Annotated in this window: 23 protein-coding genes; 10 read left to right on the plus strand and 13 right to left on the minus strand. The window is 71.6% G+C overall.

The features are described 5' to 3' along the window. Nucleotides 1-55 precede the first annotated feature (55 nt). The 4 genes from yhjD to AB0M80_RS01795 form a co-directional block, all read right to left on the minus strand. Entirely contained in the window at nt 56-1,066 is a 1,011-nt protein-coding gene (yhjD, locus tag AB0M80_RS01780; protein ID WP_364557437.1) for an inner membrane protein YhjD, read from the minus strand. A 75-nt stretch (nt 1,067-1,141) separates the two neighbouring features. Beyond that, the gene (trpS, locus tag AB0M80_RS01785; RefSeq protein ID WP_364557440.1) at nt 1,142-2,176 is read right to left on the minus strand and encodes a tryptophan--tRNA ligase; all 1,035 of its coding nucleotides are present in this window, start codon (nt 2,174-2,176) and stop codon (nt 1,142-1,144) included. Between the two features lie 46 nt (nt 2,177-2,222). Next, complete coding sequence (locus AB0M80_RS01790; RefSeq protein WP_364557443.1) at nt 2,223-2,600, minus strand: hypothetical protein; 378 nt, start codon at nt 2,598-2,600, stop codon at nt 2,223-2,225. A gap of 415 nt (nt 2,601-3,015) precedes the next feature. Further along, complete coding sequence (locus tag AB0M80_RS01795) at nt 3,016-3,834, minus strand: exodeoxyribonuclease III (protein WP_364558542.1); 819 nt, start codon at nt 3,832-3,834, stop codon at nt 3,016-3,018. Between the two features lie 67 nt (nt 3,835-3,901). Between AB0M80_RS01795 and AB0M80_RS01800 the strand changes: the two genes are divergently transcribed. Then, nucleotides 3,902-4,660: an MBL fold metallo-hydrolase gene (locus tag AB0M80_RS01800; protein ID WP_364557446.1), complete on the plus strand. Its 759-nt coding sequence runs from the start codon at nt 3,902-3,904 to the stop codon at nt 4,658-4,660. A 328-nt stretch (nt 4,661-4,988) separates the two neighbouring features. Here the strand turns inward: AB0M80_RS01800 and AB0M80_RS01805 are convergent, their stop codons facing one another. Both AB0M80_RS01805 and AB0M80_RS01810 read right to left on the minus strand, forming a co-directional pair. After that, complete coding sequence (locus tag AB0M80_RS01805; RefSeq protein WP_364557449.1) at nt 4,989-5,285, minus strand: SH3 domain-containing protein; 297 nt, start codon at nt 5,283-5,285, stop codon at nt 4,989-4,991. 182 nt (nt 5,286-5,467) lie between these two features. After that, complete coding sequence (locus tag AB0M80_RS01810) at nt 5,468-6,691, minus strand: NADP-dependent isocitrate dehydrogenase (protein WP_364557452.1); 1,224 nt, start codon at nt 6,689-6,691, stop codon at nt 5,468-5,470. 258 nt (nt 6,692-6,949) lie between these two features. Between AB0M80_RS01810 and AB0M80_RS01815 the strand changes: the two genes are divergently transcribed. The 4 genes from AB0M80_RS01815 to AB0M80_RS01830 all read left to right on the plus strand — a co-directional run bounded on the left by AB0M80_RS01815 (nt 6,950) and on the right by AB0M80_RS01830 (nt 8,910). After that, nucleotides 6,950-7,471, plus strand: a complete 522-nt coding sequence (locus tag AB0M80_RS01815; protein WP_364557455.1) for a hypothetical protein — start codon at nt 6,950-6,952, stop codon at nt 7,469-7,471. A gap of 25 nt (nt 7,472-7,496) precedes the next feature. Next, nucleotides 7,497-7,877 (plus strand): DUF2203 domain-containing protein, encoded by a 381-nt coding sequence (locus AB0M80_RS01820; protein WP_364557458.1) that lies wholly within the window; start codon nt 7,497-7,499, stop codon nt 7,875-7,877. 9 nt (nt 7,878-7,886) lie between these two features. Further along, the gene (locus AB0M80_RS01825) at nt 7,887-8,504 is read left to right on the plus strand and encodes a class I SAM-dependent methyltransferase (RefSeq protein ID WP_364557461.1); all 618 of its coding nucleotides are present in this window, start codon (nt 7,887-7,889) and stop codon (nt 8,502-8,504) included. 67 nt (nt 8,505-8,571) lie between these two features. Continuing rightward, a complete protein-coding gene (locus tag AB0M80_RS01830) occupies nt 8,572-8,910 on the plus strand; it encodes a hypothetical protein (RefSeq protein ID WP_364557464.1) in 339 nt (112 codons plus the stop codon). Here AB0M80_RS01830 and AB0M80_RS01835 read toward each other — a convergent pair. Together AB0M80_RS01835 and AB0M80_RS01840 are read right to left on the minus strand one after the other, a co-directional pair. Further along, nucleotides 8,900-9,388: a hypothetical protein gene (locus AB0M80_RS01835; RefSeq protein ID WP_364557467.1), complete on the minus strand. Its 489-nt coding sequence runs from the start codon at nt 9,386-9,388 to the stop codon at nt 8,900-8,902. The two genes, AB0M80_RS01830 and AB0M80_RS01835, sit on opposite strands and share 11 nt — an antisense overlap. 75 nt (nt 9,389-9,463) lie before the next feature. Continuing rightward, nucleotides 9,464-9,877 carry a DUF2000 domain-containing protein gene (locus tag AB0M80_RS01840; protein ID WP_364557470.1) on the minus strand — a complete coding sequence of 138 codons (414 nt, stop codon included), beginning with the start codon at nt 9,875-9,877 and terminating at the stop codon, nt 9,464-9,466. A 50-nt stretch (nt 9,878-9,927) separates the two neighbouring features. Between AB0M80_RS01840 and AB0M80_RS01845 the strand changes: the two genes are divergently transcribed. Then, nucleotides 9,928-10,707, plus strand: a complete 780-nt coding sequence (locus AB0M80_RS01845; protein ID WP_364557472.1) for an AraC family transcriptional regulator — start codon at nt 9,928-9,930, stop codon at nt 10,705-10,707. An 11-nt stretch (nt 10,708-10,718) separates the two neighbouring features. On the opposite strand, the gene AB0M80_RS01850 is transcribed toward AB0M80_RS01845, so the two are convergent. Next, nucleotides 10,719-11,300: an HhH-GPD-type base excision DNA repair protein gene (locus tag AB0M80_RS01850; RefSeq protein ID WP_364557475.1), complete on the minus strand. Its 582-nt coding sequence runs from the start codon at nt 11,298-11,300 to the stop codon at nt 10,719-10,721. Beyond that, the gene (locus AB0M80_RS01855; RefSeq protein ID WP_364557477.1) at nt 11,290-11,670 is read right to left on the minus strand and encodes a hypothetical protein; all 381 of its coding nucleotides are present in this window, start codon (nt 11,668-11,670) and stop codon (nt 11,290-11,292) included. Before AB0M80_RS01855 ends, AB0M80_RS01850 begins: the two co-directional genes overlap by 11 nt. A gap of 83 nt (nt 11,671-11,753) precedes the next feature. Here AB0M80_RS01855 and AB0M80_RS01860 point away from each other — a divergent pair, with 83 nt between their 5' ends. Beyond that, nucleotides 11,754-11,942 (plus strand): DUF1918 domain-containing protein, encoded by a 189-nt coding sequence (locus AB0M80_RS01860; protein ID WP_364557480.1) that lies wholly within the window; start codon nt 11,754-11,756, stop codon nt 11,940-11,942. On the opposite strand, the gene AB0M80_RS01865 is transcribed toward AB0M80_RS01860, so the two are convergent. Continuing rightward, nucleotides 11,939-13,117, minus strand: a complete 1,179-nt coding sequence (locus AB0M80_RS01865) for an MFS transporter (RefSeq protein ID WP_364557483.1) — start codon at nt 13,115-13,117, stop codon at nt 11,939-11,941. The genes AB0M80_RS01860 and AB0M80_RS01865 overlap by 4 nt on opposite strands. A 108-nt stretch (nt 13,118-13,225) precedes the next feature. Here AB0M80_RS01865 and AB0M80_RS01870 point away from each other — a divergent pair, with 108 nt between their 5' ends. Next, a complete protein-coding gene (locus tag AB0M80_RS01870) occupies nt 13,226-13,549 on the plus strand; it encodes a metalloregulator ArsR/SmtB family transcription factor (RefSeq protein WP_364557485.1) in 324 nt (107 codons plus the stop codon). A gap of 194 nt (nt 13,550-13,743) precedes the next feature. Continuing rightward, nucleotides 13,744-14,931, plus strand: coding sequence for an MFS transporter (locus tag AB0M80_RS01875; RefSeq protein ID WP_364557488.1), 1,188 nt, complete (start codon nt 13,744-13,746; stop codon nt 14,929-14,931). On the opposite strand, the gene AB0M80_RS01880 is transcribed toward AB0M80_RS01875, so the two are convergent. Then, nucleotides 14,928-15,251, minus strand: a complete 324-nt coding sequence (locus tag AB0M80_RS01880) for a DUF3017 domain-containing protein (protein WP_364557491.1) — start codon at nt 15,249-15,251, stop codon at nt 14,928-14,930. The two genes, AB0M80_RS01875 and AB0M80_RS01880, sit on opposite strands and share 4 nt — an antisense overlap. Beyond that, on the minus strand, nt 15,251-16,105 hold the full coding sequence (locus tag AB0M80_RS01885; RefSeq protein ID WP_103341087.1) for a bifunctional methylenetetrahydrofolate dehydrogenase/methenyltetrahydrofolate cyclohydrolase: 855 nt from the start codon (nt 16,103-16,105) through the stop codon (nt 15,251-15,253). Before AB0M80_RS01885 ends, AB0M80_RS01880 begins: the two co-directional genes overlap by 1 nt. A 187-nt stretch (nt 16,106-16,292) precedes the next feature. Between AB0M80_RS01885 and AB0M80_RS01890 the strand changes: the two genes are divergently transcribed. Beyond that, nucleotides 16,293-19,322 carry a glycohydrolase toxin TNT-related protein gene (locus AB0M80_RS01890; protein ID WP_364557494.1) on the plus strand — a complete coding sequence of 1,010 codons (3,030 nt, stop codon included), beginning with the start codon at nt 16,293-16,295 and terminating at the stop codon, nt 19,320-19,322. Nucleotides 19,323-19,358 lie beyond the last annotated feature (36 nt).

The raw sequence follows: 19,358 nt of genomic DNA on the forward strand, positions 1-19,358 counted from the left end.
ACCCCTCCGGTTCGCATTTCTTACCGGTTCAGTTTCTTTACCGCCCGGCCGGGTGTCAAGGCTTGCGGCGGCCCAGCCACGCGAGCAGCGCCCCGGCGCCGAACGCCCCCGCGACGGCGCCGAACCCGGGCCCGCGCTGCACGGTGACCTGCTGCTCGAGCCGCACCGGCGGCGGGGGCGCGACGACCTCGTGCTGGTTCTCCTTCGCCGTCGCGGTCCACGCGGTGACGAGCAGCAGGAAGCGGGAGACGAGGTTGGCGAACACGAGCAGGCCGATCACCGGCCCGAACAGCGCGGCCGACGGCGACTTCGTGACACTCGCCAGGTAGAGGGTGGCGACCTGCTGCAGGATGACGAACCCGACGGCGGCGAACGCCGCACCCTTGACGGCGCTGCGCAGCTCGACCCGCTCGCGCGGCAGGCGCGCGATGACCCACAGGAAGACCAGGGTGTTGGCGAGCAGGCCGAGCACGATCGTGGCCCCGCGCAGCAGGACGATCGCCCAGGTGGCGCGTTCGAGACCGACGAGTTCGAGCAGGAACTGCCCGACCCCGCCCCCGACGGCGGTCAGCGCGAACGAGACGATGAGCGCCACGCCCAGGCCGATCAGCGCGACCAGGTCCTTGAGGGTCGTCTTCACGAGGGGCTGTTGCTGCTTCTCCTGGCCCCACTGCGCGGTGAGGGCGTCGCGGAGGTTCGACATCCAGCCGATCCCGGAGTAGAGCGCGATCAGCAGCCCGAAGATCCCGATCCCGCTGCCCGAGTCGAGCGCGCCGTCGACGATGCTCTTCACCAGGCCGCGCAGCCCCTCGGGCACGGCGTCGTTGATGCCGTCGGTGATCTTGTGGATGATCGTCTGGTCGTGGTTGACGACCAGCCCGACGACGGCGAACGCGACCATGAACAGCGGGAAGACCGACAGCACGCTGAAGTAGGTGATCGCGGCGGCGTAGTGGTTGCCGTACCGCTCGGTGAAGGCGTCGTTGGCCCGGATGAGGTGATCCAGCCACGGGTACTTCCGCCGCAGCCGCGGCAGCAGCTTTTCCTTCGTTTCTTCGTTCGCCACCGTGAAACGCTAACCACGCCCGGTGAACCCCGCAACGCGAGCAGTAGGCGTGGGGGAGACCGGGCCGCGCCGGCCTCACCGCACCGGCGGTAGGAACCCGATCCGCTGGTACGTCTTGGCCAGCGTCTTCGACGCCACCTCGCGGGCGCGCTCGGCGCCCGCGGCGAGGACCTTGTCCAGCTCCGCCACGTCGTCCAAATAGGACTTGACGCGGTCTTGGACCGGCGTCACCCACTCGACGAACACCTCGCCGAGGTCCTTCTTCAGGTCGCCGTAGCCCTTGCCCTCGTACGCAGTTTCGAGGTCGGCGATCGACCGCCCGGTCAGCGCCGAGAAGATGGTCAGCAGGTTCGACACGCCCGCCTTGTTCTCGGCGTCGAACACCACCTCGCGCCCGGTGTCGGTGACCGCCGAGCGGATCTTCTTCGCGGACCGCTTGGGGTCTTCGAGGAGTTCGACGAGACCGTTGGCACTGGAGGCCGACTTGCTCATCTTGGCCGTCGGGTCCTGCAGGTCGTAGATCTTCGCCGTGTCCTTGATGATGTACGGCTCGGGCACGACGAACGTCTTGCCCAGCCGGTTGTTGAAGCGCTGCGCGAGGTTGCGCGTCAGCTCCAGGTGCTGGCGCTGGTCCTCGCCGACCGGGACCGCGTCGGCCTGGTACAGCAGGATGTCCGCGGCCTGCAGGATCGGGTAGGTGAACAGGCCGACGCTGGAGCGGTCGGCACCCTGCTTCGCGGACTTGTCCTTGAACTGCGTCATCCGGCCGGCCTCGCCGAAGCCGGTCTGGCACTCCAGCACCCAGCTCAGCTGGGCGTGCTCCGGCACGTGGCTCTGCACGAACAGGGCGCTGCGCTGCGGGTCGATGCCGATGGCCAGCAGCTGGGCGGCCGAGACGCGGGTGCGCTGCCGCAGCACCTTGGGGTCCTGCTCGACGGTGATCGCGTGCAGGTCGACCACGCAGTAGAACGTCTCGTGGGTGTCCTGCATCCGCACCCACTGGCGCAGCGCGCCGAGGTAGTTGCCGAGGTGGAACGAGTCGGCGGTGGGCTGGATCCCGGACAGGACCCGCGGGCGGCGCTCTGCTGCGACGGTCTGCTCTTCGGACACGTCAGGATTCTTCCAGGCCGGGACGACCGGCGGGCGCCGAGGGCCCTCAGGCGTTCGGACGCTGGGTGAGGAACGGGCGAGCCGGCGACACGTCGGGCTCGCCGAGCACGGCTTCGGCCATCGCCGTGACCGGGTCGGGGACTTCCGGGACGGCGGGAGCGGCCTCGGCGAGGCGGGTCTTGCGGCGCTGGCGGAGCACACCCAGCGTCATGCCGATGATGCCGAGCGCGACCGCGACCAGTCCGACGGGACCGAGCAAGCCGAAGGTCTCCGCGTTGGAGTCGGCCCGCGCGGTCGTCGTGACGGCGGCGAACGCGCTGCCGCCACCCGCCGGCAGCAGGCCGGCCGGGACGAGCGCGACCACCGCGGCCGCGCGGAAGCCGCGCAGCGTGGACCGCAACAGGGTTCGACCTGGGTTGCGCACCGGAGTGCCTCCCGCGAGTGACGAGCGAAACGCTCACCCATCCGAGTGAGACGCTGCGTGCTACTGGTCAGAAAACTACCGAGCGTGTCAAGACCGGCCGGTACTGATCGACTCGGAAGCGAGGGTAGCGCTCATCCGGTAATACGGCCCGGGCACCCCCACGGTTCACGCCAACCACCCGAACGAGTGAGGGCCGACTACTACTTGACGTAGAGGGTGACCGGAGCGTGTCCGACCGGAGGTCACCCGTTCTCCGCGAGATTTGCTCACGCTGAGCCATTTGTCCCAGCGCGGATCAGTCCTGAACACGCGGTTCGCCGGGATCCTCGGGTCCCGACGGCAACCTCTCCTGCTGAGCCGGGCGCGGCGAGCAGGGCCTTTCCGGCTTCCGGCCGGAGAGGCCTTTTTCGCGGTCCTAGCCGGGGAATTCGATGTCGTAGGTCGCGGTGACCGGAGCGTGGTCGGACCAGCGCTGGTCGTAAGCGGGGGCCCGTTCGACGACGACTTCGACGACCTTGCCGGCGAGGCCGGGCGTCGCGAGCTGGCAGTCGATGCGCCAGCCGGAGTCGTTGTCGAAGGCTTGGCCGCGGTAGGACCACCAGGTGTACGGGCCGGGGCCGTCGGGGTCGAGCCGGCGCTGGACGTCGGTGTAGCCCGCCTCGGTGTAGACCCGGCCGAGCCAGGCGCGTTCCTCGGGCAGGAAGCCGGAGCTCTTGCGGTTGCCGCGCCAGTTCTTGAGGTCGGCGGTGTCGTAGGCGATGTTCCAGTCCCCGACGACGACGGCCTCCCGCCCCGCCGCGGCGGCCTTGGCCCGCAGCTCGGCGAGGTAGGGCAGGAACGCGGCCATGAAGCGTTCCTTTTCGTCCTGGCGTGCGGTGCCGACGTCCCCGCTGGGCAGGTAGAGGCTCGCGACGACGACGGTCGGGAAGTGCACCTCGAGGTAGCGCCCGCTGTCCTCGAACTCGGGCTCCCCGAAGCCGACGCGCACCTCTTCAGGCTCGACGCGGCTGTACACGGCGACGCCGTTGCGCCCCTTGACGGCCGACGGCGCGTGCACCGAGAACCACCCTGCGGGCTCGACGACCTCGGCGGGCAGCTGACTCGCTTCGGCGCGCACCTCCTGGCAGGCGACGACGTCGGCCTTCGTGGCGGCGAGCCACTCGACGAAGCCCTTCTTGGCGGCGGCGCGGAGGCCGTTGACGTTCACGGTGGAGACGGTCAGCACGCCGTGCACGCTACCGGCCGGGGTGGCGTCGCCGGGCCGTCGGGGCTGGTCGGCGGCTCTGCCAGACTTGTCGCTCATGAGCGAAGCGGCGAGCCGGCTGACCGTGCTGGGCAGTTGCGGCGCGTGGCCGGAGCCCGGCCGTGCCTGCGCCGGATTCCTGCTCGCGCACAGCGGCTTTCGCGTGGTCCTCGACCTCGGGTACGGCGCGGCCTCGCGGTTGTTCACGCACTGCCGCGACGGGCTGCCCGACGCCGTGGTCGTGACCCACGAGCACCCCGACCACTGCGCCGACGTGAGCGCGCTGGGCCGGGCGTGGCACTACACGGTCCAGGCCGGCGACCCCTCGGCGCGCCTGCCCCTGCACTGCACGCCCGGCACCACCCGCCGGCTCGAGGCGATGGAGCCGCGTCCGCACCCGGCAACGCTGTTCGAGGTGCGTGACCTCGCGGAGCCGGCCGACATCGGGCCGTTCCGCATGACGCCGCACGCGCTGCCGCACCACCAGCCGAACTTCGGCGTGCGCCTCACCGCGCCCGGGCTGACGGTGGCTTACACCGGCGACACGGGACCGTCACCCCTGCTGGCCGACCTCGGTCGCGACGCGGACCTGTTCATCTGCGACGCCACCCTCCGCACCCCACCGCCGGAGGGAGAGCCCCGCTACCTGATGACCGCGGCGGAGGCGGGCCACTGGGCCGCACAAGCCGGCGCCCGCAGGCTCCTGCTCACCCACTTCTGGCCCGGCACCGACCGCACCGCGGCGGCCGAGGAGGCCCGCGCCGAGTTCGGCGGCGAGGTGCTGGTCGCGGAAGAGGACCTCACGGTCGCGCTCTGACGCCCGCTCGACCGCGACTGGGAGACGCCAGCCCGCCGAAGATCTCCCCTTCGCGCTCCGACCCCCGTCCGAGCGCGGTCCCCAGGACCGATCCCCGCCAACCCACGCCGCCCCAGCCCGACCATTCCGACCAGCCCGCGAGACTCCCCCTGGAGACCCCGCGGACCCTTCCGGCTCGTGCCGCGATTCAGTTGTCGCCCGCCCCCGGACGTGCTCTCCCTCCTGGCGCCTCACCGCCGCCCACCAGCGTTTTTCGACGTGATCAGTTCTAGCACCGACCACCGACAAAAAACGCGCGAGGAAGCTCGGCGTCCGAAGGACCTGAAAATCAGCAGGCAGAACCGGCGACGGGCTCGGTGAACGCCGCCGCCACCCACTTGTCGTCGGCCACCTTCCGGAAGCCGTTCTGCACGCCCGGCAGCGCGTCGAACTGGGCGTCGCGCAGGTACTTGCCGACGATCTTGGCGTTGCCGTCCGCCGCCTCGCGGGCGTTCAGGACGTCCGCGGTCACGGTCACCTTGCAGCCGGTGGCCGAAGCGCCCGAAGCCTGCTTGCCCGTGTTCATGGCGTAAACGATGACAACCAGGACGATGGCGCCCAAGATCAGCAAAGTCTTCTTCGACATGCCTGCCTCCAACCCGCGAGCCCCGTCCACCGCCAAGGGTAGGCAATCCTTTACCCGGACCGACAGCGCCGGACGCAGCAACCACCCGGAGGCGCCAGCGGCTCACGCGCAAGGTGACAACGCGTGATCAAGCGAAAGCCCCCTTCCCGGCGAAGCGGGAAGGGGGCTTCCAGTCGAAAAACTCAGCCCTGGGCGATCTTCTTCGCCAGGTTGTCGTCCAGCGTCGCGAGGAACTCCTCGGTCGTCTGCCACGGCTGGTCCTTGCTGATGAGCAGCGCGAGGTCCTTCGTCATCTGACCGCTCTCGACGGTCTCGACGACGACCTGCTCCAGCGTGTTCGCGAAGCCGATCAGCTCCTGGTTGCCGTCCAGCTTGCCGCGGTGCTCGAGGCCGCGGGTCCAGGCGTAGATCGACGCGATCGGGTTCGTCGAGGTCGGCTTGCCCTGCTGGTGCTGGCGGTAGTGCCGGGTCACCGTGCCGTGCGCGGCCTCGGCCTCGACGGTCCGGCCGTCCGGCGTGCGCAGCACCGATGTCATCAGGCCGAGCGAGCCGAAGCCCTGGGCGACCGTGTCGGACTGGACGTCACCGTCGTAGTTCTTGCACGCCCAGACGTAGCCGCCCTCCCACTTCATCGCCGCGGCGACCATGTCGTCGATCAGGCGGTGCTCGTAGGAGATGCCCTTGGCGTCGAAGTCGGCCTTGAACTCGTTCTGGAAGATCTCCTCGAACACGTCCTTGAACTGGCCGTCGTAGGCCTTGAGGATGGTGTTCTTGGTGGAGAGGTAGACCGGCAGGCCGCGGTCGAGGCCGTACTGCAGGGACGCGCGCGCGAAGTCCTCGATCGACTTCTTGAAGTTGTACATCCCCATGGCGACGCCGCCGCCCTCGGGGAACTGCGCGACCTGGAACTCCATCGGCTCGGAGCCGTCGTCCGGGGTGTAGCTGATGGTCAGCTTGCCCGGGCCGGGGACCTTGAAGTTGGTCGCCTTGTACTGGTCGCCGTGGGCGTGGCGGCCGATGATGATCGGCTTCGTCCACGTCGGCACCAGCCGCGGGATGTTCTGGATGACGATCGGCTCGCGGAAGATCACGCCGCCGAGGATGTTGCGGATCGTCCCGTTCGGGGACAGCCACATCTTCTTGAGGCCGAACTCCTCGACCCGCGCCTCGTCCGGGGTGATCGTGGCGCACTTGACGCCGACGCCGTGCTTCTTGATGGCGTTCGCGGAGTCGATGGTGACCTGGTCGTCGGTGCGGTCCCGCTCCTCGATGCCCAGGTCGTAGTAGTCCAGGTTCACGTCCAGGTACGGGTGGATCAGCTTGTCCTTGATGAACTGCCAAATGATGCGGGTCATCTCATCGCCGTCGAGTTCGACGACGGTGCCCTGGACCTTGATCTTGGCCATGAGCAGCGGTGCTCCTTCCGCGGATCTTCGCGTTGCTTCAAAACGTCTCGCCGGTAGCGGTACAAGCGTACTGCTTGACCGAGCTGGATAGTTCCAGTAGTGGTCGGCATCAAGTCTCCACCCGCCCGTTGTGGCACGGATCACCGGGCGGGAAGCCGCCGGTCAGCCGATCCGACCGCTCGGCGAGCGACCGTCGCGTTCGGCGGTGAACCAGGGCACGATGCCACCCGTGAATCCATGATGCGGGAGGTGACGGCCATGTCGACCCATCGGTACGCCGACTACGAAGACGACTACGAGAACGACTACGAGGACTCCGGCGACACGACCGACGTGCTCGAGGAGCGGCCGCGCCGGGGCGGCGCGCACGTGGTGAGCGCACTCGGGGGGCTCGTGCTCACGCCGGTCGCCCTGGGCCTGGTGAGCTGGGGCGGGCTGCGCCAGCAGCAGCTGATCCAGGCCACGCTGAGCACCAACCGCGACGCGCTGGGCATCGCGCTGCTGGCCGGCGGGGCGATCCTGCTGCTGGTCGTCGCCGCGCTCGGCGCGCTGTCGGCGGTCGGCCCGATCCTCGGCGGGCTGATCTACGGCGTGCTGCCCGGCGTCGCCGCGATGGCCATGCCGGAATGGGGGTTCCGGCTGGTGAACCTGATGCCGAAGAGCGACATCGCCTACGGCGTCATGGACTTCCTCTTCATCGGCGGCCTGCTCGCCGTGGGCTTCCTGCTGGTCGGCAGCGGGCTGGCCAACGCGCTGGTCCGGCGGCGGCGCGAAGCCTGACGCACGCCGGTGGCATCATCGGCGGATGGGACTGTTCACCGTCGCGGAGGCCCGCGACGAACTGGCGCGCCTGCGGCCGGTGCTCGACGAACTGGTCCGCGTCCGCGCCGACGCCGCGGAGCTCGCGGCATCGCTGCGGCCGGGCGGCCGGGCCACCGAGCTGGGCGGCCTGCCCGAGTGGAAGGCCGCGCAGGCCCGCCTCGACGACCTGATGACGACGGTGCAGCGCACCGGCGCCGAGCTCAAGGGGTTCGCGCCGCTGCTGGTCGATTTCCCGGCCGAGCTGGACGGCACGGACGTGCTGCTGTGCTGGCTCGAGGGTGACCGCGAGCTGGGCTGGTACCACCGCGCCGACCTGGGCTTCGCCGGCCGCCGGCCGCTGAAAACCGCTGGCCGGCCGGACTAGGTTGGGTTCGTGGACCACGCATCGAGGGCTGCCCTCTTCGACAGTACGGCCGAGCACTACGACGAAGACACCTTCCACGCCCAGGTGGCGGATGCGCTGGTCGCGCCGCTGCCTGCCGAGCCGGAGCTCGTCCTCGACGTCGCTACCGGAACGGGCTTCGCGGCGTACGCGGCTTTGCGGCTGAAGCCGGGGCGCGTGCTGGCCGTCGACCTTTCGCCGGCGATGCTCGCGAAGGCCGAGGCGAAGGCCGATTCGCTGGATCCGTCGGGGCTGATCACGTGGCAGGTCGGGCCGGCGGTGCCGATGCCGTCGCCGGACGGGTCCGCCGACGTCGTGTTGTGCGCGTCCTCGCTGCACTTCCTGGGGGCCGTCGCGTTCGCGGACTGGCTGCGGGTGCTCAAGCCGGGTGGGCGGCTGGCGTTCTCGGTCGTGTCGGGGGCGCGCTTCAAGCCGTCCGGGCCGTTCGCGGAGTTCGTGCCCGGGGACCTGTCCTTCCCGCTCGACGAGGCCGGGGCGGCGGCGTTGGCGGCAGCGGCCGGGTTCGTGGACGTCTCGGCGAGGACGTTCACGGTCGACGGCGGGGACCGGGTGCGGAGCGTCTTCCTGGTGCACGCGACGGCCCCGTGAACCTGGAGCGGTCTCGCTGCGGCTGGAGTCGTACGCGGACTACCGGCGCGTGCCGGGCGAGGTCTCCGTGGTCGAGGTTTTCGAGCTCAGCGCGGATCCGGCCGTCGCCGGGCACTGCATCGAGGAGCCGTCAAGCTGGGCAGGCACGCCCGCCGATCCCGACGGCTGGTTCCTCCAGCGCCGGGACCGGCTGACGTCTTCGCCCACCGGTGTCTTCTGCGCGACCGCGGCGAACCGCGTCACCTTCGAACGCAAGGACGCCGACGACGACCTGTGGCGTGCGGTCCGGTTGCTCGGCGGACGCGCGAGCCGCGTGTGGTCCGGGAACTGCGTCTTCCGGCCCACCGGCTGGGTCGCCTGGGTGACCTCCGGGACGTTGCCGCCGGTGGAGCGGCTCAGGCCGTGAAGTGGACCTCACCGTGGGTGGCCGGGCCGTCCGGGCTGCCGCAGTGCTGGACGAACGTGACGTCCACGCCGGTCGCGTCGAGGCGGTCGATCGTGAAGTCCGCGTAGTCGTCGCCGCAGCCGAAGTTCCCAGTGACCACGAAGATCCCCGGGGTGGTCAGCGCCGGGTCGCTCTGGCCGCGGAACCGCGCGCCCGAGTACGTGCCCGTGTGCAGGGTCTCCCCGGCCGGGGCGCTCAGCTCGACGCGCAGATCCTTCAGCCCCGACTGGACGTCGATCTTCAGCACGCCGTGGTTCTCCCAGACGGCGATCTCGTCGCCCGGCGCCGCGTAGTGGGCGCTGCCCTTCAGCGGCCAGGCGCCGTCTTCCGAGGTGTAGTCCACCGTCTGCACCGAATCCGCCGAAGCGACCGGGACGAACGCCAAGCCCAGCCCGGCCGCCGCCGACAGGACCACGCAGGCACGACGAAGTGAATTCACGGAACCCCCCATCCCGAGGCCGCCGGCTGCGGCATCACGATCATGCTGCCAGCACTCCGGGAACCGGGAAAGGGCTCAACGGTGCAATGCAGCACCCTTGAGGATCTTGTCCACCGCGTTCTTCGGCCCGTGCACCGCCATCCCGGCGAGCGCCAGCTTCTCGGCCGGCACCGCGCGCACCGCCGCCCGGTTGTCGGCGTCGTTGCCCGTGTGGAACAGGTCGTCGGTGAAGATCGAAAACCGCAGCCCGCGGCCCAGCGCGCGGCCGTGCGCCGCGGTCAGGACGGCCGCCGTGCCCGAGAAGACCATGATCGGCTGGCCGAACATCGGCAGGTACTGCGTGCCGTCGGCATCTTCGTAGGGCTCGCCCATCAGCTCCGGGGTCACGTGGGCGATTCCGCTCACCAGGAACGCGGTGACGTTCAGCCGCTGCCAGGACGCCAGGTCGTCGCGCAGCAGAACGGCGATCTTCGTGTCGAAGGAACTCATGCCGGAAAGACTCACCCGGCGGCCACCCGCGCGTCTTGTACGTTCTTGACATGGAGGCGCGCGTCTCGGCTTGGCAGCCGGCGGTCCCGGGGATCGCCGAGGTCTTCCACGCCCGCTTCACCACGCACGCCTACCCACTCCACACGCACGACACGTGGACGCTGCTGATCGTCGACGACGGCGTCATCCGCTACGACCTCGACCGCCACCACCACGGCGCGCTCGGCCCGGCCGTGACGCTGCTGCCGCCGAACGTCGCGCACGACGGACGGGCCGCGACCAGCCACGGCTTCCGCAAGCGCGTGCTCTACCTGGACGCGTCGGTGCTGGGCCACGACCTCATCGGCGCGGCGGTCGACCGGCCGAGCGTCGCCGACGGCCTGCTGCGCACCCGGATCCACCAGCTCCACGAGTCCCTCGCCGAGCCCGGTGACGCGCTGGAGGCGGAGAGCCGGCTCGTGCTGGTCGCCGACCGGCTGCGCACCCACCTCGGGCGGCCGGCGTCGCACCCCCCGAAACGCGGCCTCGCCGACGACCTCCGGGACCTCCTCGACGCGAAGCTCCCCGAAGCGCTGACCCTCGCCGAAGCCGCCGAGACGCTCGGCGCGCACCCCGCGTACCTGGTCCGTTGCTTCGGGGCCCGGTTCGGCCTGCCGCCGCACCGCTACCTGACGGGCCGCCGCGTCGACCGAGCACGCCGGCTGCTGCTCGGCGGCGCCCCGGCCGCCGAAGTCGCCGCCGCGGCCGGGTTCACCGACCAGGCCCACCTGACGCGGCACTTCAAGCGCTACCTGGGCACGACGCCGTCGCGCTACGCGAAAACCCGGTGACGGCGTCGCCGCTACTGAGCCTTCGCTGCGGCCTTCTCGGCCTTCTTGAAGGCGCGGACCTCCTGCAGTGTCTTCGGGCTCACGACGTCCGCGATCGAGCGACGCGATCCGCGGTCGCCGTACGCGCCGGCTGCCTCGCGCCAGCCCTTCGGGTGGACGCCGCGCTGCTTGCCCAGCAGGGCCAGGAAGATCTTCGCCTTCTGCTCGCCGTAGCCCGGCAAGGCCTTCAGGCGCTTCAGCACCTCCGCGCCGTCCGGCTTGGGGCGGCCCGCGGTCCAGATGGCCTCCGCGTCGCCGTCGTAGTGCTCCACGACGTGCTGGCAGAGCGCGTGCACCCGACGGGCCATCGAGCCGCCGTAGCGGTGGATCGCCGGGGGTGTCACGCACAGCTGGACGAACTCCTCCAGGTCCGCCTCGGCGATCTTGCGGACGTCGAAGCCGTCCATCCGGTCGGCGATCTTCCGCGGCCCGATGAAGGCGACCTCCATCGGGATCTGCTGGTCGAGCAGCATGCCGACGAGCAGCGCCACCGGGTCCTCGCCGAGCAGCCGGTCGGCCGCTTCCTCGCCGGTCAGGTGCAGTTCACGCGTCATGCGGGCCATCTTGGCAGGCCGCGCCACCTCGGGGGATCTCCGGGAGTGCCGAAGAAACCCACACGCGCAGCGGACCCAGCGGCCGTGCGCCGTGGCCGAGGGCGACCTGCAGCGCTTCGCCGTGTTCGTAGCCGACCACCGGCAGCCCCGGGAACGCCGAAGCGACCGCTGCCACCGCGCCCGGCCAGCCTTCGTCCGGGCCCGAGAAGTTGGACAGCCCCGCCACGTCGTCGCCGCGGTGGGCCACGACCAGGTTCTCGCCGCGGGACAGCACCGCCACGGACCAAGCGCGCGGGCCCCAGCGCCCGCCGCCGCCGACCAGCGCGCACCACGCTGCGTTCTCCGCCACCGCGGCCCGTTGACCGTCCACTTCGGAAACCCTCCCACGCCACCCGATCGCCGGGCTACCAGCGGCCCCGGCCCGCTCCTACCCTGGACACGGAGGTGAAGCCCATGCACGCAGGAGTAGGAGACCGGATCCAGGTGCACGGCCGGACGGTCGGGTCGGCCGAGCAGCACGGCGAAATCCTCGAAGTCCGCGGCCCCGACGGCGCGCCGCCCTATCTGGTGCGGTTCGCCGACGGGCACGAGGGGCTCGTCTACCCCGGCCCCGACTGCGAAGTCCTGACGCACGCCGATTAGCCGACGGCGACCTGTTCCCGAGGCTCGCGGACCCGCCCCCACGTCGAGCCCACCAGCAGCAGGGCCACGAGGGTCAGCGCGGCCGCGACCTCGGGCAGCAGCAGCGGGCCGCCCGAAGCGAGCACCGCTCCCCCGACGACGCCGGACAGGCCGACGCCGAGGTAGATCGCGGACGCGTTGAGCGAGAGCACCAGCCCGGCGTGGCCCGGCGACAGCTCGATCAAGCGGTGCTGCACCGGCGGGTTGAACGACCACGTCGCCAGGCCCCACACGAACAGCGAGATCCCGGCCGCGATCGGCGTCGCCGTCGTCAGCGGCAGCAACGCCATCACGACGGTGGTGGCCGCGGTGACCACGAGCAGCGGCGTCCGCGAGCCCCAGCGGTCGGTCACCCGGCCGCCCGCGAAGTTGCCGATCGCGCCGCCGACGCCGTAGCAGAAGAGCAGCACCGTGACGGTGGTGCCGTGCACGCCGGCGGTGGCGGCCAGCAGCGGCGAGACGAACGTGTAGACCATGAACGCGGCCAGGCAGGCGAGCACCGTGGTGGCCAGCATGACGAGCACCCGCGGGTCGCGGCCCGCGGCGAACCGCTCGGCCAGGCTCACCCGCGGCGGCGCGGCGACCCGGGGCAGCGCGAGCCGCACGGCCAGCGCGCTCACCAGCGAGAAGACGGCGACCAGCGCGAACGCCGGCCGGTAACCGAGGTGCTGCGAGATCAGGCTGCCGAGCGGCACGCCGAAGATGAGCGCCACCGTCAGGCCGCCGAACACCAGCGCGACCGCGCGGCCCCGGCGCTCGGGCGCGGTCAGCTCGGCCGCCACGGCACTCGCCGCGGGGGTGAACACCGCGGCGCCGACCGCGGTCACCACCCGGGCGACGAGGAGGGAGCCGTAGCCGGGTGCGAGCGCGGCGAACAGGTTGCCGGCGCCGGTGACGGCGAGCGCGGCGACCAGCAGCGTGCGGCGTTCCCAGGTGCCGGTGGCGGCGGCGAACACCGGCGAGCCGACCGCGTACGCGATGGCGAAGGCGGTCACGAGCTGCGCCGCGGCCGTGGCCGAGACGTGCAGCTCACCGGTCAGCGCGGGCAGCAGCCCGGCGACGATGTAGCCGCTGGTCCCGACGCCGAAGGCGCCGAAGGCGAGGACCGAGATCCTCGAAGGAGCAAATGCGGACATGGACTGAGCCCCCAAGCGAAGCAGGGATTGGTTCGACGAACGTCGTAGTTCGACAGTCACCGTACTACGTCCCTGCCGCAATTTCGACCAGCGTCGTACAATGGGCGCATGGCCAAGACCGACACCCTGCCCCCGATCGCCCACCCGACCCGGGACGAGATCACCATCGAAGGCGTGCTCCGCGCCCTCGCCGACCCGGTGCGCCTGGCCATCGTCCGGCAGCTGGCGGCCACCGGGCAGGAAATCGCGTGCGGCGGGCTCACCGTGCCGGTGACCAAGTCCACACTCACCCACCACCTGAGCATCCTGCGCCACGCCGGCGTCGTGGCCGGCCGCCAGGAAGGCACGACGCGGTTCAATTCGTTGCGCCGCAAGGATCTCGACGCGCTGTTCCCGGGCCTGCTGGCCGGCGTCCTGGCCGCTCCGCGCTGAGCACGGCGTTACGGTGTGGATCGTCACCCGATATCGGGATGACAACGGCCCCCTTCCCTTGTTGGACTAGGGCGTAGGCAGCTCACGGCGCTGGGGCCGATCGGCTGTCTCTATTTTTGCCCGTCAACTGAACCGATCCAGTACCCAACCTGCGATCGGCTGAGTAATCGTTTACCCACCTTGGAAGGAGTGCCGTGCCCGTCGCGCTGCTCGCGCTCGCCATCGGAGCTTTCGGCATCGGGACCACCGAGTTCGTCATGATGGGCGTGCTGCCCCAGGCGGCCGCCGACTTCGGCGTCGACATCCCGACCGCCGGCTACCTCATCTCCGGTTACGCACTCGGCGTCGTCATCGGCGCCCCCCTGCTCACCGCGGCCGCCGTGCGGTTGCCGCGCAAGACCATGCTGCTGGCCATGATGGGCCTGTTCACGCTCGGCAACGGCCTGTTCGCGTTCTCCCCCAACCAGGAGTTCGGCGTCGCGTTCCGGTTCCTCGCCGGCCTGCCCCACGGCGCGTTCTTCGGCGCGGGCGCCGTCGTCGCCTCCAGCCTGGTCGGCCCCGGCCAGCGCGCGAAGGCCGTGTCGATGATGTTCCTCGGCCTGACCCTGGCGAACGTCATCGGCGTGCCGCTGGGCACGCTGCTCGGCCAGCAGGTCGGCTGGCGCGCCACCTTCGGCGTCGTCGCCCTGATCGGGCTGGTCGCCATCGCGGCCATCGCGAAGCTCGTCCCGCACCAGGGCAAGCCCGCCGCCGAGGCGTCGCTGCGCAACGAACTCGGCGCGTTCAAGCGGCCGCAGGTGCACCTGGCGCTGGCGATCGTCACGTTCGGGCTGGGTGGTGTGTTCGCCTGCCTGTCCTACATCACGCCGATGCTGACCGACGTCGCCGGCTACTCGCCGTCGAACGTCACCCTGCTGCTTTCGCTGGCCGGGGTCGGCATGACGATCGGCAACCTGCTCGGCGGCCGGCTCGCCGACCGCGCGCTGATGCCGAGCCTCTACATCGCGCTGCTGGCGCTGGCGTCGGTGCTGGGCATCTTCACCATCACCGCCCAGGGCAAGGTCGGCGCGGCGATCACGATCTTCTTCGTCGGCGTCGCCGGGTTCATGATCGGCCCGATGATGCAGGCGCGGATCATGGAAAAGGCAGGCGGCACTCCGTCCCTGGTGTCGGCCGCCGTCCAGTCCGCGTTCAACATCGCCAACTCGATCGGCGCCTACCTCGGCGGCCTGGTCATCGCGGGCGGCCTCGGCCTGGTCGCCCCCAACTGGGTCGGCGCACTGCTCGCGGTCTTCGGCCTGACCCTGGCCATCGTCTCGGGCACTTTGGACCGCCGCGAAGCCCGCGTCGAACGGCGGCGCGAACTCGCGATGGCGTCCTAAGAGGAGCCGAACGGGCCGCCGATGATCGTCAAAGCGACGAACAGGATGGCCGCCGCGAGCGCGGTGAAGGTCACGATGTCCACGACCTTGCCGCGGATCGCCAGCAGCCCGGCCTTGGCCGTCGGCAGCGCCGCCCGCAGCACCGCGGCGAGGAGGAGCGCGGCGCCGATCAGCGCCGCGCCCTCCCGCCAGTGGTACTGGAAGATCCGCAGCGCGGCGACGGCCACCACCAGGAGCACCAGCGTGAACGGCAGCTGCGTGAACCGGGTCTGCCTGCTCCGGCGGTCGCCGATGTCCCGCCGGTCCTCGGTCACCGTCATCAGCCCTGGACCGAGCGTTCCGCCGCCTCGACGACGTTGCTGACCAGCATCGCCCTGGTCATCGGGCCGACCCCGCCGGGGTTCGGCGAGATCCAGCCGGCAACCTCGGCGACTCCCGGGTGGACGTCGCCGGTGAGCTTGCCGTCCACGTGGGACACGCCGACGTCGAGCACCGCGGCGCCCGGGGCGACCATGTCCGGCGTGATGATCCCCGGCACGCCGGCCGCGGCGACCACGACGTCGGCGCGGCGGACCTCGGCGGCGAGGTCGCGCGTGCCGGTGTGGCACAGGGTGACGGTGGCGTTCTCGCTGCGACGGGTCAGCAGCAGACCCAGCGTGCGGCCGACGGTGATGCCGCGGCCGACGACCGTGACGCGCGCGCCGTTCAGCTCGACGCCGTGGCGCTTGAGCAGCTCGATGATCCCGTACGGCGTGCACGGCAGCGCGCCGCGCTGGCCCAGCACGAGCCGGCCGAGGCTGACCGGCGCGAGCCCGTCGGCGTCCTTCTCCGGGTCGATCCGCTCGAGCACGCGGTTCGCGTCGAGGTGCTTCGGCAGCGGCAGCTGCACGATGTAGCCGTGGCAGGCCGGGTCGGCGTTCAGCTCGTCGATGACGGCTTCGAGCTTCTCCTGGGTGATGTCGGCCGGCAGGTCGCGGCGGATCGAGTTGATCCCGATCTTGCCGCTGTCGGCGTGCTTCATCCGCACGTACGAGTGCGAGCCCGGGTCGTCGCCGACCAGGACGGTGCCCAGGCCCGGCGTCACCCCCTTCGCGGCCAAGGCCGCGACGCGCGGCTCGAGCTCCGCGAAAATGGCGTTCTTGGTGGCCTTGCCGTCGAGAATCTTCGCCGTCACGGGCCCCATTCTGGCAAAGCGGCCCCCGCGCGTCGCTTCCAGGCGCGGTCGGTCGCACCGCGTAGAGTGATCGCTACCCCACACGGTCCATTCGCGACGATGCCCGCGATCAAGCTGTGATCTACCGCACGTCGCATCACCCGAGGTCAGGCCGTGTGCCACCGGGTGACCGGGCGGCAAAACCCACATGCGGGGTGCACTTGCGCGCGCGAACAGTCAAAATGTCCCCGTGGCACAACCGACGACGCAGCTGAACGCGACCGAGCAGGACACCCTGGTCAAGCAGATCGGACTTGCCCTGCTCCGTGCCGCCCCCCGCGACTGGCGCAAGGTCACCGCGGAGTACCGAGCCGTCGGGAGGTACCACGAGCTCACCGGCGAGATCGTCACCGAAGACGGCACGGTGCACGAGTGGCTCGCCACCCACGACATCGCAACCCTGTTCGGCAGGCTGCGCGGCGGCATGTACCGCGACGGCCGCGGAACGTGGTTCAACGCGCGCTACCAGCTCGACCACCCCTCCAGCTACAACCTCGAGTACAACCGCGACGAACCGGTGTGGAACCTCGCGCCGCCGCCGCAGGCCTACTCCGACGAGCTGCGGATGTTCCCCCGCACCGAGGAGAACGTGCCCGAATGGCTGATCCGGCGGATGTCCGGGCTCGGCCCGGAGCAGCCGGGGCCGCACTTCCGCATCGCCCGCATCTTCGACACCGTCGGCCCGGCGGGCCGGCCGGTGATCAACCGCCCCGACCTCGAGGGCGAGGAGCAGGACCGGCTGCTGGAGTACCTGGAGCACGCGCCGCTGGTGGTGCCCGAGCGCGGCTACGACATCGACCGGCTGGCCGCGAACCCGGAGGCCACCGTCCCGGTCGCCTTCCACAGCGACGGCCAGTGGATCTGGCCCGCCGCCGTCAACTTCTACCTCCACAAGTACGGCGTTTCACCCGAACCGGACCTGGTCGAGCACGTCCGCGCGGTCGGCTTCAAGCTGCCGCCGGTGGACGAGCCGTTGCTGCAGGCCGCCGCCGCGTACCTGACCCGGGGCAACCAGCCACCGCCGCCGCAGCAGCGCCCGGCCGGCCCGCCGCCCCAGGGTCCGCCGCCGCCCCAGCAGCCGGTGCCACCGCAGCAGCAGGCCCCCGCGGGCCCGCCGCCCGCCGCGGCGCCGCCGCAGCACCAGGAACCGCCCGCACCGGTGGAGGCGCCGCTCTCGGTGCACGCCCCGGCCGAGCCGGAGGCTCCGGCCGAAGAGCACGAATACGCCGAAGAGGGCTACGACGACCAGGAGTTCGACGACCGCTTCGCCGAGGAGGACCACCAGTACGGCGAAGAGGAGTACGCCCAGCAGCCCGAGCACGCCGCGGGGGCGAACGGCTCGTCGCCGGAGCCGGGCCGCGTGCCCGACCTCGAGGAGACCGCGGAATACGTCCCCGACCAGCCGATCGGGCACGAGCAGGAGCCGCCGCGGGACGGCACGCCCTTCCCTCGGCGCGACGACGAGCACGCCGCGTTCCAGCCGCCGCGGGAGGACGAGCGCGCCTTCCCGGCCGCCGAGCAGGCGTTCGAGCCGGGTCCGCCCCGGCACGAGGAGGAACCGGCGGCCCACCGGGAGGACGAGCCCGCGCACGCCGCATTCGACTCCGGACCGGCCGGACGGGACGACGAACCGGGACACGCCGCGTTCGCCCCCGCCCAAGGGGGACGGCACGACGAACTGGAACACCCCGCCTTCGACCCCGCCCCAGCGGGACGGCACGACGAACCGGGACACGCCCCCTTCGACCCCAGCCAAGCCGGACGGCACGACGAACTGGAACACCCCGCGTTCGCCCCTGGCCAGGCGGGACGGCAGGACGACGAGCACGCAGCCTTCCAGCCGCCGCGGCACGTAGACGGGTCCCCGCACGCCTTCCAGCCGCCGGGTCAGCCGGCCCGGCCGGAAGACGGGCCTCCGCACGCCTTCCAGCCCCCGGGCCAGCCGCCCCGGCGCGGGGAGCAGCCCGTGTTCGACCCGGGCCCGCCGACCATGATCACCCAGCCCGAGGTGCCCGGCCTGCTGCCGGTGCCGGAGGCGCCTGCGCCCCAGCCCGCCGCCCAGGCCGAGCCGGCCGGTCCGCCGCAGCAGCAGGCACCCCGGCCGGGCCGCCGGGCGCTGCGCCGCGAGACCCCGGACCACCCGGTGCTCGCCGGCCTGCAGGCCAAGCTGGACGAGCTCGACGTGCCCGAAAGCGACTACAAGCTGGGCGAACCCGCCGAACACGGGTGGAGCGTCGAGCAGGTCGAGGACGGCTGGCGTGTCGGCTGGTACGACGGCAAGCTCAGCAACCCCGCGGTGTTCGGCGACGCCGAGGACGCGGCCGCGTTCATGCTCGGCAAGCTGCTGCTCAACCCGGAGGGCCAGGTGCCCACCGAGGAGCCGCCCGCGCCGGAGCCGGAACCCGAGCCGGAACCGGCGCCGCAGCGGGTCGTCGCGACGCTGTCGCCCGAGATCGCGACCGGCTCGTACCCGGTCCGCAAGCCCGAGCCGGTGCCCGCGCAGGAGCAGACGGCGTTCACCAGCGCCGATGAGCTGTTCGGCGACCTCGAGGACGACGAGCCGCCGGCACCCCCGCGTCAGCCCGCTCCGCCCGCCCCGGTCCCGGCCGGGCCGCCGCCGCAGGCTCAGCAGGTCGGGCTGCTGCCGCCGGCCCCGGTGCCGCCTCGGCGGGAGCCGCCGCAGTCGGCTCCGACCGTCCTGGCCCCCGTGCCGCCGGGCGTGCCGCCGGTCCCGCCGGGGCCGTCCGCGTCACCGTCCGCGCTGCCGCGCCGGGAGGAACCGGGCCGCCCGGCCGTCAACGGCGGGGGCGGCGGTGGCCAGCAGCAGTGGCCGATCTCGCCGATGGCCGGTGAGCCGCCGCTGACGCTGTTCCGCGGCAAGGAGCTGCGCGAGCTGCCCGCGGGCAGCGAGCTGGACCGCTTCGGCGGCCCGAACGGCAACCTGACGTATGCGGCGGGCACGCCGTTCGCCGAGCGGTCGCTGGTGCCGGAGTGGGTCAACCGCCCGTACCACGTCTACCGGGTGCAACGGCCGCTGGAGGCGCTGGCCGGCGTCGCGATCCCGTGGTTCAACCAGCCGGGCGGCGGGTCGGCGTACCTGCTGCCGGCGTCGATCGAGGAACTCCTGGCCGAGGGCGACCTGATCGAACTCGACCCGGGCGAACCCCCGATCGACTGACTTTCCCAGCGAAGAACCGGCGGCTCCGATCGCCGG

Origin of the sequence: Amycolatopsis sp. NPDC051045 (genome assembly GCF_040682955.1) — a bacterium.
GTDB lineage: Bacteria > Actinomycetota > Actinomycetes > Mycobacteriales > Pseudonocardiaceae > Amycolatopsis.

Bases quoted from the DNA above. Each gene is read 5' to 3' on its own strand.
- AB0M80_RS01815 (WP_364557455.1), top strand. From the start codon at position 6,950: ATGTCGACCCATCGGTACGCCGACTACGAAGACGACTACGAGAACGAC.
- AB0M80_RS01805 (WP_364557449.1), bottom strand. From the start codon at position 5,285: ATGTCGAAGAAGACTTTGCTGATCTTGGGCGCCATCGTCCTGGTTGTC.
- AB0M80_RS01865 (WP_364557483.1), bottom strand. From the start codon at position 13,117: ATGTCCGCATTTGCTCCTTCGAGGATCTCGGTCCTCGCCTTCGGCGCC.
- AB0M80_RS01880 (WP_364557491.1), bottom strand. From the start codon at position 15,251: ATGACGGTGACCGAGGACCGGCGGGACATCGGCGACCGCCGGAGCAGG.
- AB0M80_RS01850 (WP_364557475.1), bottom strand. From the start codon at position 11,300: ATGACGCGTGAACTGCACCTGACCGGCGAGGAAGCGGCCGACCGGCTG.
- AB0M80_RS01890 (WP_364557494.1), top strand. From the start codon at position 16,293: ATGCGGGGTGCACTTGCGCGCGCGAACAGTCAAAATGTCCCCGTGGCA.
- AB0M80_RS01840 (WP_364557470.1), bottom strand. From the start codon at position 9,877: ATGAGTTCCTTCGACACGAAGATCGCCGTTCTGCTGCGCGACGACCTG.
- AB0M80_RS01845 (WP_364557472.1), top strand. From the start codon at position 9,928: ATGGAGGCGCGCGTCTCGGCTTGGCAGCCGGCGGTCCCGGGGATCGCC.
- AB0M80_RS01870 (WP_364557485.1), top strand. From the start codon at position 13,226: ATGGCCAAGACCGACACCCTGCCCCCGATCGCCCACCCGACCCGGGAC.
- AB0M80_RS01860 (WP_364557480.1), top strand. From the start codon at position 11,754: ATGCACGCAGGAGTAGGAGACCGGATCCAGGTGCACGGCCGGACGGTC.
- AB0M80_RS01820 (WP_364557458.1), top strand. From the start codon at position 7,497: ATGGGACTGTTCACCGTCGCGGAGGCCCGCGACGAACTGGCGCGCCTG.
- AB0M80_RS01810 (WP_364557452.1), bottom strand. From the start codon at position 6,691: ATGGCCAAGATCAAGGTCCAGGGCACCGTCGTCGAACTCGACGGCGAT.
- AB0M80_RS01800 (WP_364557446.1), top strand. From the start codon at position 3,902: ATGAGCGAAGCGGCGAGCCGGCTGACCGTGCTGGGCAGTTGCGGCGCG.